General features: G+C 61.5%; 10 protein-coding genes and 1 pseudogene. 4 read left to right on the top strand and 7 right to left on the bottom strand.

Going from position 1 to position 11525, the window contains the following annotated elements:
- Positions 1 to 118: 118 nt before the first annotated feature.
- Positions 119 to 514: pseudogene (locus DQ230_RS05750) on the top strand (transposase); the annotation flags it as partial.
- Here DQ230_RS05750 and DQ230_RS05745 read toward each other — a convergent pair.
- Positions 490 to 1296 carry a hypothetical protein gene (locus DQ230_RS05745; RefSeq protein WP_113911535.1) on the bottom strand — a complete coding sequence of 269 codons (807 nt, stop codon included), beginning with the start codon at positions 1294 to 1296 and terminating at the stop codon, positions 490 to 492. The pseudogene DQ230_RS05750 and the gene DQ230_RS05745 overlap by 25 nt on opposite strands.
- A 252-nt stretch (positions 1297 to 1548) precedes the next feature.
- Here DQ230_RS05745 and DQ230_RS05740 point away from each other — a divergent pair, with 252 nt between their 5' ends.
- Complete coding sequence (locus DQ230_RS05740) at positions 1549 to 2394, top strand: PRC-barrel domain-containing protein (RefSeq protein WP_113911534.1); 846 nt, start codon at positions 1549 to 1551, stop codon at positions 2392 to 2394.
- Between the two features lie 83 nt (positions 2395 to 2477).
- On the top strand, positions 2478 to 4184 hold the full coding sequence (locus DQ230_RS05735) for a mechanosensitive ion channel family protein (RefSeq protein WP_113911533.1): 1707 nt from the start codon (positions 2478 to 2480) through the stop codon (positions 4182 to 4184).
- 46 nt (positions 4185 to 4230) lie between these two features.
- Here the strand turns inward: DQ230_RS05735 and DQ230_RS05730 are convergent, their stop codons facing one another.
- The 6 genes from DQ230_RS05730 to DQ230_RS05705 all read right to left on the bottom strand — a co-directional run bounded on the left by DQ230_RS05730 (position 4231) and on the right by DQ230_RS05705 (position 10547).
- Positions 4231 to 4809 carry an HdeD family acid-resistance protein gene (locus tag DQ230_RS05730; protein WP_113911531.1) on the bottom strand — a complete coding sequence of 193 codons (579 nt, stop codon included), beginning with the start codon at positions 4807 to 4809 and terminating at the stop codon, positions 4231 to 4233.
- Between the two features lie 143 nt (positions 4810 to 4952).
- Entirely contained in the window at positions 4953 to 6503 is a 1551-nt protein-coding gene (locus tag DQ230_RS05725; RefSeq protein WP_113911529.1) for a TRAP transporter large permease, read from the bottom strand.
- On the bottom strand, positions 6500 to 6997 hold the full coding sequence (locus DQ230_RS05720) for a TRAP transporter small permease subunit (RefSeq protein ID WP_113911528.1): 498 nt from the start codon (positions 6995 to 6997) through the stop codon (positions 6500 to 6502). Before DQ230_RS05720 ends, DQ230_RS05725 begins: the two co-directional genes overlap by 4 nt.
- Before the next feature lie 59 nt (positions 6998 to 7056).
- On the bottom strand, positions 7057 to 8142 hold the full coding sequence (locus DQ230_RS05715) for a TRAP transporter substrate-binding protein (protein WP_113911527.1): 1086 nt from the start codon (positions 8140 to 8142) through the stop codon (positions 7057 to 7059).
- A 96-nt stretch (positions 8143 to 8238) separates the two neighbouring features.
- Positions 8239 to 9375: an acyl-CoA dehydrogenase family protein gene (locus tag DQ230_RS05710; RefSeq protein WP_113911526.1), complete on the bottom strand. Its 1137-nt coding sequence runs from the start codon at positions 9373 to 9375 to the stop codon at positions 8239 to 8241.
- Positions 9372 to 10547, bottom strand: a complete 1176-nt coding sequence (locus DQ230_RS05705; RefSeq protein WP_113911525.1) for a CaiB/BaiF CoA transferase family protein — start codon at positions 10545 to 10547, stop codon at positions 9372 to 9374. The genes DQ230_RS05710 and DQ230_RS05705 overlap by 4 nt, the downstream gene beginning before the upstream one ends.
- An 82-nt stretch (positions 10548 to 10629) precedes the next feature.
- On the opposite strand from DQ230_RS05705, the gene DQ230_RS05700 reads away from it, so the two are divergent.
- Positions 10630 to 11523, top strand: a complete 894-nt coding sequence (locus DQ230_RS05700) for a LysR substrate-binding domain-containing protein (protein ID WP_113911524.1) — start codon at positions 10630 to 10632, stop codon at positions 11521 to 11523.
- The last annotated feature ends 2 nt before the right edge of the window (positions 11524 to 11525 follow it).

The raw sequence follows: 11525 nt of genomic DNA, 5'->3' as shown, positions 1-11525 counted from the left end.
GTTCTTGGCCAAATCAACCGCCAATATGCTAATCTCTAACATGGATGCCTCCCTCTCTTTGGTTCAGATGAAACCACTTTGGCACAATTGATGCCGTCGGGTGGAGGCATCCACCGCATCAGTTCAGGCCGACTTCTGCGTCGAGGCGCTGAACGAGGCGCTCCATAGGTTCGGACCGCCCGACATCATGAACAGCGATCAGGGATCGCAGTTCACATCCTTCGCTTGGACAGACCGCCTGCGCCGGTCCGGCATCCGCATCTCGATGGACGGCAAGGGTCGTTCCTTGGATAATATCTTCATCGAACGCCTGTGGCGCACCCTAAAATACGAATGCGTCTATCTGCATGCCCGGGAGACCGGATCGCAGGCACGCGTCGGTGTCCGCAACTGGATGGAGTTCTACAATTACCACCGCCCGCACAAAGCACTTGGCGGCCGGCCACCGGCAGTGCTCTACTCACGGCAAATCGAAGTCACGCAACCCGATCAGCAGGAGCAAAGAAGAGCTTGAAAGGCGCCAGATCCTGTCCAAGGAATGGGGACCACCTCAGTCGGGATGCTTCGGTTCGGGTTCGTCAGGTCTCCGATCCACGGCCGCCAGCGTTGCTGACCATCCTGAGCGCGCTCTGCGCCCAAAGAATAGATTGACGATGGAAATTCGGATCTGACAGATTGACAGATCAGCTGATCCCTCAACGTAGCCGCCGCAATCTGGCCGGGAGGCCGCTCCAGCAGGCTCACGACATGGCCGGCTTTGATCCCAAGCCCGCGGGTTTCGAATGACAGCGGGGCGCGCAACTCGAAAAAATGCGTATTGTCACCCGGTCCGAACAGATTGTCTTCGCCTTGCCAGACGTCTCCGGCAGCGAATTTCAACCTGAAAACCCCAGGGGGAACCAGCACCTTGAAAAATGCGCCGCCTATTATGTAGGCGGCCAATACGGCCTTACCTTTGACGTCGTTTAATGTCAGGAAGTAATCCTGACCCGGCAGCGTTTTGATTTGCAACGGAAATACGGCTGGCAAACCGCTTCGGTTCCACATCAGTCCGGCATGCTGAGCGGAGGGTGCGGCCGTGTTGTTTCCGGCGCTTGCGAAAGTCGCTGCCGCACAGAGCACAACCGCCAAGAGTGCCACTGTTCCTCTGTGGATCAGGCCCACGACAGTACCTTTCTTTCCAACATTGCTGTGATCGTCCGGGTAGAGGGCATATGAGACCCTGTTCGTCATACTATCCGCCAAAGCGATGCATTTGAATACCACGTATGTTGACGCAGTCACCAGATCGTCCATCACGCAGGCCGCGCCACGGCATTGCGCAGCAGTCAATCACCCCGGCAGGGCGCGCCATGCTGCGGAACGGCAAGCGCGAGGTCAACCAATAAGCGTATCTTCAAGAGAGAACTTTCACGACAGAACGCGCAACCGGTTCGCGCAATCAAATTGCGAACGCGCTGAAAAAAATCTGCGCCGCCGGAACCTAACGGCGCCGCGCCAGTTGTGTGCCCAGAGACAAGAACAGCAACGGAAACAAGGAGTATCAAGATGAAAACCCTTCTGAGCACAACCGCACTCGTGATTGCAATGACAGGCGCCGTCCACGCCGACAACCACGGCACCGCATTCGGTCAGGTCGAGATGCAGCAGAGCGATTTCTACGCATCCAACCTGATCGGCATGCGCATCTATAACGCGGAAAACGCCGTTGCAGCCGACACCACAATCGCCGATGGCGGCGAGGCGGAGTGGGACGATATCGGCGAGATCAACGATATCATCGTGACCCAGGACGGCAATGTCAGCGCGGTTATTCTGGGCGTTGGCGGCTTCCTCGGAATGGGCGAGCGTGACGTTGCGGTCCCGATGAGCGACATCAGCATTGTCCGCGAAGAGGGCGACAGCAATGACCGTTTCCTCGTCGTCTCCACCACCAAGGAAGCGCTGGAGCAGATGCCCGAATTCGACCGCGGCGACGACATGGCAGAGGCGAACACAGCCGAAACCAATATGGTCGCGGACGACACGGCGCAGATGAACAACAACGCCGCCGACCGCGAATTGCTGCCCCGCCCCACGGTCGAACGTGAAGGCTATGCCGAAGTCGAAATGGCCGCAGTGAGCGAGATGACGTCCGAGCAGCTGGAAGGCTCCTACGTCTATGGCGCCAATGATGAAAGCGTCGGCGAGATCGACAGCCTCGTTCTGGGCGAAGACGGCAAGGTGTCCCACGTGGTCATCAATGTCGGCGGTTTCCTTGGCATCGGCGAAAAGCCGGTTGCGGTGACGTTCGAGGAACTACAGATCCTGCAAGAGCAGGACGGTGACGACGTGCGCATCTACATCGACAGCACGCAGGAGCGTCTGGAAGCTCAGCCCGAATACGACATGTAATTTCGGCAGATCAGACCATCTTTGGCCCATCCCTGACGGGGTGGGCCTTTTCTCGTTTCTGCTTTTCAGCGCATGATGGGGATATGAATATGCTTCGCCTCATTACAGCGGCCCTGCTGCACATGGTGATCTTGGCCGCCATGTTCGTTTATGGTGGCCAGCTGTCCGCGCAAGAGGACAGCGGTGCGTGGTATGCAATCGACGCCTCGGTGATGACCCCATCGGGCGGGGATATAGATGTTCAGCGCCGCACACCGCGCGAGACGGTGCGCAATTTCATCCGGCTGACCGAAGATCAGCAGTTTGCCAAGGCGGCGCAGTATCTGCACTTGGGTGATCTGCCAGAGGATAGCCGCAAGGAGGAAGGCGTGCAGCTGGCCCGCAAGCTGGCGATGGTTATTGAACGGCAGCTTTGGATCGATTGGGCGGGTCTATCGGCCCGGCCTGACGCGATGCTGGAAACCGGCACATCCAAAAATGCGCTGGCGGGCAAGCCGCGGCGCGATATCGGGCTGAAAATGGTCGAGGTCGAGGGCCAAGCCTATGAGATCCGGCTGGGCCGGTACAAGGCAGCCGATGCAGACCCTGTTTGGATGTTCACACCGCAAACTGTCCAGAACATTCCCACCCTTTACGAAAAATTCGGTCCCAGCCGGTTTGAAAGGCATATCCCAAGGGAATTGACCATTCGTGTCGGTGGCCTGCGACTGTGGGAGTGGATTCTGCTGCCGATCATGTTGGGCGGTTTGCTGGGCCTTGGCTGGGTGACCAACCGCAGTGTCGGGTGGGCCAGCAGAACCGTGCCCGGCCCCCTGTTGCGCCCGGCGCTGGAGCGGTCGCGAATTCCGCTGGCCTTTGTGGTTGTGGCGATTGCCGCGCAGTTCATGCTTAGCCTTGGGGTGTCGTTTTCGGGGCCGGTGACGACAATCCTGCGCCCGTTCCTGATGATCGTGATCGTGACCGGGCTGGGCATTACCGGGCTCAAGATCGTGGATGCCGTGCTGGACCGTATCACCGTCCGCGTTATCGGCGAAATCGACGATACCCGCAGTCTGGACCAGCGCGAGCTATATACTTCGATCTACGCGATCCGGCGGATCATCGTGCTGCTGATGGTGGGCATCGCCATTATCGTGCTGTTGTCGCGGCTGAACCTGTTTGATTCGCTGGGCATGTCGCTGCTGGCCTCGGCGGGCGTGTTGACCGTCCTGTTGGGGATCGCCGGTCAGGCCGTGCTGGGCAATATCATGGCGTCCTTGCAGATCGCGCTGGCCAAACCCATCCGCATTGGCGACAGCGTCCAGTTCGAGGATAACTGGGCCTATGTCGAAAGCATCTTTTACACTTTTCTGCGCCTGCGCACATGGGACGAGCGGCGCATTATCGTGCCGGTCAAATATTTCGTCTCGCAACCGTTTGAAAACTGGTCGGTGACAGATGCGCGCATCCTGAAAACGATCACCCTGTTTCTGGATCACCGCGCCGATATCGACGAGCTGCGCGAGGTGTTTTGTGATTTGGCCAAAGACGATGAGGACGTAATCGAACACGAACATCTGTTCGCCGCAGTGACCAAACATTCCGAGGCGGGACAGGAAATGTCGTTCTACGCGATGGGCCCCGACCCATCGGCCGCCTGGGCCGCCGAAATGCGCCTGCGCGAGGCTCTGCTGGCCTATATCCGCGACAAACACCCCGATTGGTGGCCGCAGGAGCGTTTGTTGCTGAAGGATCGCACAGAAGGGGGTCAGCAGATCACGTCAGCGAATGACGCGCAGGCGGGCGAATAGCGCAATACTGCGCCGTTCTCCCGCCTTTTTTGGTGACAAAGGCGGCTTATTGCGGCGCACGCATGCCCAAAGCCCGGCCAAGCGCGATCGGCACCATCACCAGCGTCCAGCCGGACACCATGATCCGGATCCCCGCCAGTACGCCCAGCGCCCAAAGCGCGGCAGACGGCAACTGCCACCACAGCAGGATGCCCAAAACCACCGATGCCGCCCCGTCAAACAGGATCCAGCCCCAGCCGGCAACGGGACGCATCTGGAAGGCCAGCACAGCCTTGACGATGCCTTCGGCAAGGAAAAACGCAGCGGCGATGATGGTCAGGGCAAACACGCCTTCGGCGGGGCGCAGCAGCAGGTAGCCCCCTGCGATCAGTCCGAACGCAGCGAAAATCAGGCCCATCGCAATGCCCGTCCAGCGCGGATACCTGAAGGCGCCGATGCCTTGGGCGATGCCCGAAATCACCAGCATCAGACCGACGCAGACAGTCACACCCAGGCTGCTGAGATAGGGAAATGCGATGGCGGCGGCACCCGCCACAATCATCACGATACCGGTGGCGATCAGCAGGTTGCGGCTGCGCCTGATGGTGGATGTCAGCGGGGGTTCTTGGTCAGAATACAGGGTCATTGTCGTCTCCGTTCAGTGGTTCTGCGACAGGCAGTTGACGCATCTGACCATCAAAAGGCGGCTTTGTCATTATCATGGGTCAACAATGGGCGCCCGGATCGGGCGACGCCGCGTAACAACCAGACCGCGCAGAACCAGAGCCTTCAGAAAATCATTTTCGGAAGCCAGGTTGCGAGAACCGGAAAGATCCAGATCAGTGACACGCCAATAACCTGAAGCCCGATGAACGGTACAACGCCGGCATAGATATGCGCCGTTGTAATCTCCTTCGGGGCGGCGCCGCGCAGGTAGAACAGCGAAAACCCGAACGGCGGCGTCAGAAAGCTGGTTTGCAGGTTGATCGCGATCAGAATGCCCAGCCAGATCGGATCATGCCCCATCACAATCAGGGGCGGCACGACCAGCGGCAGCAGGATCACCGATATTTCGACAAAATCCAGAAAGAACCCTAGCACAAAGATGAACAGCATGCTGAAGACCAGCGCGCCGGTGGCCCCGCCGGGCATACCTGTCAGCAGGCTCGCCACACGCTCCTCGCCGCCGAGGCCGATGAACACCAGCGAGAAGATGCCCGCGGCCAGGATGGTGGCAAAGATCATCGAGGTCATGGTCAGCGTCGCATTCACGGCCTCCTGAATGACGCTTTGGCGCAGGGCAGAGCGTAGCGCCAAGGTGATTGCGACCGCGCCGATGATGGCCAGTAGAATATAAAACCCACCCGCAAGATAGGACGCGATTTCCAGATCGCTGCGCTGCAACCGCACCGGAAATGCCCCGGCAAAGATACCCAGCGCGACCAATGCGCCGGTTCCTAAAAGGATCAGCGGTCGGCTGACGCCCAGACGCAGACCGGCCATCAGCAGCGCGCCGACGGCGCCCACCGATGCGGCCTCGGTCGGGGTGGCCACGCCGCCCAGAATGGCGCCCAACACCGCAAAAATCAGCAGGATGGGCGGAATGATCGCGCCGATCACTTCGGACCTGTCCGGCCTTGGCACATCCAGCGCGGCTGGCGGCATATCGCGCGGGCGCAGTGCGCCGCGGATCAGAATATAGATCAGATAAAGGCAGACCAGCAGCAGCCCCGGCACGATCGCTGCGGCGAAAAACTGCCCCACCGACAGCGCCTCGACCGAGAATTTGCCCTGTTCATATTGCGCCTGTTGAAAGGCGTTCGACATGACGTCAGCCAGAATAATCAGCAGCGTAGAGGGTGGAATGATCTGGCCCAGCGTACCGGCGGTGCAGACAATGCCGCTGGCCACGCGCGGATTATACCCCGCCCGCAGCATGGTGGGCAGGGCGATCATGCCCATCGCCACCACGGTTGCCCCGACGATGCCGGTCGATGCCGCCAGCAGCGCCCCGACCAGCACCACCGAAATGCCCAAGCCCCCGCGCAGCTGGCCAAACAGCCGCCCCATCGTATCCAGCAGATCCTCCGCGATGCGGCTTTTCTCCAGCAGCGCGCCCATCAGCACGAATAATGGAATGGCGATCAGCACCTGATTGCTGATCAGGCCAAACACCCGCTGGCCCATCGCCCCCAGCAGCGATATGTCCATGACCCCCAACGCCCAGCCCAGATAGGCAAAGACGATCCCGACGCCCGCAATGCTGAATGACACCGGAAAGCCGGACAGAATGGCCGCCATCAATGCGGCGAACATGATCAGATCTAGATATTGGGTCATTGGGGCGCTTTCGCGGAAAACAGGCGGATCAAAAGCGCGATCGACTGAAGCATGACAAGGACGCAAAACAGCGGGATCAGCGTTTTCAGCAGAAACACCGCCTCGATCCCGCCGACCGAAATCGGCCCCTCAAGGATCTTCCACGAGTTGCGCACCGACGGCCATGACCAGTAAAGCAGCGCCGCCATGGACGGCAGCAGCAGGAACAGATGGCCGAAAATGTCGATCCGGCGCTGGGTGACGGCGCTGAATTTGGCGAAAAACACATCGACCCGCACGTGTTTGTCCACCAGCAGGGTATAGCCCGCGCCCAGCATGAACAGCGTGGCATGAAGATACAGCACGCTTTCCTGCGCGGCGATGGAATTGACGCCAAAGACGTAGCGCCCCAGCACGACGAAAAACTGTATCAACACCATGAACAGCGCCAGCCAGCGCACGATATGCGCGGTCGCGATGTTGATGCTGTCGATCGCTGCTGCGATGCGGTCCATCTGTGCCCCTGCTGTTGTGGCGAAACGGTGCGCGGATATCACCGCGCACCGAGGCCGGGTCAATAGCCGAACAGACCCGCGCGGGCGTTCATCTGGCCGTTATCGGCATAGGTCATATAGCTGCCGACGCTGTCGCGATAGGCGACAAAGCTTTCGGTGATGCGCTTGACCAGCTCGTCGTCATTCTGGCGCAGCTCGTCGATCACCTCGTCGGCGCCCTTGCCCATGGCGGCGATGACGTCGTCGGGAAACATCTTGACCTGAACGCCCTGCTCTTCGACCATCGACTTCAGCGACAGGGCGTGTTTGGTGGTGTATTCGGTCCAGACGGGGTTATACAGGCTCTCGCAGGCAAAGCTGACCGCCTGTTTCAGATCGTCGGGCAGTTCGGCATAGACATCGCCGTTCACGCCGCATTCTTCGGCCGATGACGGCTCGCCCACGCCGGGCCAGTAGTAGTTCTTGGCGACCTGGTAAAAGCCCAGCGCCGAATCCGTCCACGGGCCGATGAATTCGCCCGCGTCCAGTGCGCCGGTTTGCAGCGCCTGAAACATCGCGGGGCCGCTCATCGCCTCGGCGGCAACGCCCAGCTTGGTCATCATTTCGGAGGCAAGGCCGGTGGTGCGGAATTTCATGCCCTTGAGATCTTCGGCCGAGTTGATCTCATTGCGGAACCAGCCGCCCCATTGCGGGCCGGAGTTGCCGCACAGGAACGGCTTGATGCCGAAACGACCGTACATTTCGTCATAGAGTTCCTGACCGCCGCCATGCGCCAGCCAGCCGAATTGCTCGTCCGCGCGCAGGCCGAATGGCTGCGATCCGAACAGCAGGATGCCCTTGGATTTGGAGCCCCAGTAGGCGGGAACCGCGTGATACAGCTCTGCCGTGCCTTCGCTGACGGCGTCGAATACGCCCGGCCCCGGCACCAGTTCGCCCGATGCGTACAGCTTGACCTCGATCCGGCCGCCCGACAGGGTGGTGATCCGGTCCGCCAGGTTTTGCGCGGCAACGCCCGGCCCAGGCAGGTTTTTCGGCCAGGCGGTGACCATTTTCCACTGGCGTTTATCCTGCGCGATCGCAGGCGCGGCCAGCGCGGTGGCCGCAGCGCCCAGGGCGCCGACCTTGATGAACGTGCGTCTTTCCATTCGGGTTCTCCTTGTTGGTTTTGGTCTTGTTGGCTTGGCCCGATTTTTACGCAAATTTCTCCAGATAATCCAGCGATTTGCTGCGCAGCCGTGGCGCTATGCCAGCAGCCCGCGCGCAATGATTGTGCGCTGAATTTCCGACGATCCCTCATAGATACGGAAAATCCGCAGATCGCGCAAATAGCGCTCCAGCGGGAAATCACGGGTGTAGCCGTATCCGCCGTGAATTTGCAGCGCCCGGTCGGCGATACGCCATGCGGCCTCGGACGCATAGAGCTTGGCAAAGGCCGATTCGGACGAATACCGCTGCCCCGAGCCGCGCTTGACCGCTGCCTGCATCGCCAGCGCGCGGGCGGCGGCCAGCTCGGTCGCGCTATCGGCCAGCATCCATTGCAGGCCCTGAAAATCGGCAATCGGATGCCCGCCGACCATGCGTTCCTTGGCGTAGGAGATTGCAGCGTTCTGCGCGGCGGCGGCAATGCCGGTGGCCTGCGCCGCCACTTCGATGCGGCCATTGTCCAGCACCTTCATCGCGGTCTTGAACCCGGTGCCTTCGGCGCCCAGCCGGTTTTCCGCTGGAACGTGGCAGTCAAGCGTGATGCCAAAGACATGCCCGCCCTTCAGGCCCATCGTGCGCTCGTTCGGGGCTATATCGACGCCGTTCGTCTTCTTCGGCTCGACCACAAAGGCGCTGACGCCGCGCGCGCCTGCATCCCGGTCAGTCTTGGCATAGACCACCATGAAATCAGCCGCGCCCGCGTTCGAGATAAAGCATTTCGACCCCTTGATGCGATACCCGTCCTGATCGGCGGTGGCAAAGCTGGACATATCCGCCGGGTTCGATCCGGCCTGCGGTTCGGTCAGCGCAAAGGCGCCCAGCGATTTGCCCGCTGCGGCATCCGGCAAAAATCGCTCTTTCAGGGCGTCATCGGCGCCCAGCAGCAGGGAATCCGTGGCCAGGAAATGCGCTGTCAGCATGGATGCGGTGGACCCGCAGGCGCCTGCAATTGCCTCTACCGCCGCATAAAGCGCGGGGCCGGACAGGCCGATGCCGCCATATTCTTCGGGCAGGTTCATGCCCATCAGACCCATTTCGGCCATCGCCGGCAGATGCACTGTGGCAAAGAGCGAGTCTTCGTCGATCCTTGCGGCCTGCGGGGCCAGCACCTCGGCGGCGAAGCGTTCGATCTGGTCGATTACGGCGCGCTCATCGTCGGACATGGGGTAGCTCATGCAGTGTCTCCTTTGGAAATCAGGGCCAGAATATCGGCGGCGTCACCATTCAGCGCCGGGGCCGCCATGCGGCCGCCGCGCGGCGCGCCACTGAAATGCACCGGCTGTTCGGGAACGCGCAGCTGGCCCAGCACGGGGTGCTGCACGTCTGAGGCCAGCGCGCGCTGCTCCGCCTGCGGCGAGGACCACGCTTGCGCAACAGACTGGATTTCGGCGGCGGGGATGCCATCGGCTGACAGGCGGTTCACGATGTCGGCAACCGAGTGGGTCGCGGCCCACCGCTCGATATGATCGGCCAGCGCAGGCTCGTTCGTGCGGCGCAGCGTGTCGCTGGCAAAGCGGGCATCGCTGGCCAGATCCGGCTGTTCGATCACGTTGCAGAATGTGGCAAACAGCCGGTCATTCAGAACCGCCACGGCGAAATGCCCGTCCTGCGCGCGATAGGTGCCAAACGGCGCCGATAGCGGGTGGCGGTTGCCGGTGCGCGACGGCGCCTCGCCGTTCATCAGGGTGCGGCAGGCCAGCGTCGGCATCATCGAGGTCAGCGCATCGAACAGCCCCACATCCACATGTCGCCCCTTGCCGGTGCGGCTGCGGTCAAACAGCGCCACCATCGTGCCCCATGCCGCGAACAGCCCGCCGGCCACATCCGCGACAGCCTCGCCCACCATGGTGGGCTGGCCACCGGGTTCGCCCGTGGCATCCATAAGGCCGCTCATCGCCTGAAGGATGATGTCATAGGCGGGCTTTTTCGCGTTGGGGCCGGTCTGGCCGAAGCCGGATACCGACACATAGATCAGTTCGGGAAATTCGGCCATCAGCCCGGCGGCGCCCAGCCCCAGCTTGTCCATCACGCCGGGGCGAAAGTTCTCGACCAGAACATCGGTCTCGCGCAAGAGCGCCTTGGCCGTGGCGACGCCTTCGGCGGTTTTCAGATCCAGCACAATGGACCGCTTGCCGCGATTGACCGCCTGAAACAGCAGGCTTTCGCCGTCCTGAAACGGGCCGACATGGCGGTAATCATCGCCGTGGATGGATTCGACCTTGATCACATCGGCGCCCAGATCGGCCATCATCGCGGTGCAATAGGGGCCTGCCAATACGCGGGTGAAATCAAGGACGCGCACACCGGCCAGCGGCTGGGTCGTGCGATCTGCGGTGTCGGTTTGCATATATCGGCCTCCGTTTGGGTTGCGCGCAGCGTAGCGTGGCGCTTGCTATAGGGCGTAATACAATTTAACCATACGCCTATAAATGAAACCTATTGCTATCACCTTGAGCCAGATCGACTATGTGATCGCCACGGCCGAGGCCGGCAGCACTGCTGCGGCCGCGCGCAACTTGGCGGTATCGCAACCGTCCGTGTCGCTGGCCATTGCCAAGGTCGAGGCGCATCTGGGCCGGCCCCTGTTTGCCCGCGCCGCCGGTCTGGGGGTCGAGCCGACGGCGTTCGGGCATCTGAAGCTGGGCGAATTCAGGAAACTGCAAGCGCAGGCGCAGCAGGTTCTGGACGCCGCCGAGGCGCGGCACGAGGTTCTGGACCTGGGCGTATTCTCAACGCTCGGCCCCCGCTATGCGCCGTCGCTGGTGCGCATGTTTCAGCAGGCGCATCCCGGCGCGCAGGTCCGCCTGCACGAGGGGAACCTGGACGCCCTGACCGCATGGCTGGACAGTGGCCGGATCGACGTGGCGCTGATCTATGATTTCGGGCTGCCGTCGTCGGTGCAGGTCACGCCGCTGGCCAATGTGCGCCCTTACGGGCTGGTGCCGGGGCATCACCGGCTGGCGGGCCGCGCGGCTGTGACCATGGCCGAGCTGCTGGCCGATCCGCTGATCCTGATGAACCTGCCGCATAGTCGCGGCTATTTCCTGACGCTGGCGCAGATGCACGGGGTCACGCCGGAAATCGCGTATGAAACCGGCTCGGTTGAAATGCTGCGGTCGATGGTGGCCAACGGGATGGGCGTCGGCCTGCTGGCGACCGAAATTCCGCATGACACCGCTTATGATGGTGGCGCGCTGGCGGCGATTGCATTGTCGGGGGATCTGGCGCCGCACCGGATCGCGCTGGCGCGGTCGCAGCGGCTGAAGCCGGGCGCGCTGGCCGATGCGTTTTGCCGCCACGCGGCCAGCTACTTTGCCGAATAGGG

This window comes from Roseovarius dicentrarchi (assembly GCF_003316635.1).
GTDB classification, from domain to species: domain Bacteria; phylum Pseudomonadota; class Alphaproteobacteria; order Rhodobacterales; family Rhodobacteraceae; genus Roseovarius; species Roseovarius dicentrarchi.
The sequence above is the reverse complement of the archived record's forward strand: the minus strand, read 5'-3'. Positions and strand labels throughout refer to the sequence as shown.

Excerpts from the sequence above, each read along its gene's own strand:
- DQ230_RS05720 (WP_113911528.1), bottom strand. The coding sequence starts at position 6,997 with ATGGACCGCATCGCAGCAGCGATCGACAGCATCAACATCGCGACCGCG.
- DQ230_RS05715 (WP_113911527.1), bottom strand. The coding sequence starts at position 8,142 with ATGGAAAGACGCACGTTCATCAAGGTCGGCGCCCTGGGCGCTGCGGCC.
- DQ230_RS05745 (WP_113911535.1), bottom strand. The coding sequence starts at position 1,296 with ATGGACGATCTGGTGACTGCGTCAACATACGTGGTATTCAAATGCATC.
- DQ230_RS05725 (WP_113911529.1), bottom strand. The coding sequence starts at position 6,503 with ATGACCCAATATCTAGATCTGATCATGTTCGCCGCATTGATGGCGGCC.
- DQ230_RS05700 (WP_113911524.1), top strand. The coding sequence starts at position 10,630 with ATGAAACCTATTGCTATCACCTTGAGCCAGATCGACTATGTGATCGCC.
- DQ230_RS05730 (WP_113911531.1), bottom strand. The coding sequence starts at position 4,809 with ATGACCCTGTATTCTGACCAAGAACCCCCGCTGACATCCACCATCAGG.
- DQ230_RS05710 (WP_113911526.1), bottom strand. The coding sequence starts at position 9,375 with ATGAGCTACCCCATGTCCGACGATGAGCGCGCCGTAATCGACCAGATC.
- DQ230_RS05705 (WP_113911525.1), bottom strand. The coding sequence starts at position 10,547 with ATGCAAACCGACACCGCAGATCGCACGACCCAGCCGCTGGCCGGTGTG.
- DQ230_RS05735 (WP_113911533.1), top strand. The coding sequence starts at position 2,478 with ATGAATATGCTTCGCCTCATTACAGCGGCCCTGCTGCACATGGTGATC.
- DQ230_RS05740 (WP_113911534.1), top strand. The coding sequence starts at position 1,549 with ATGAAAACCCTTCTGAGCACAACCGCACTCGTGATTGCAATGACAGGC.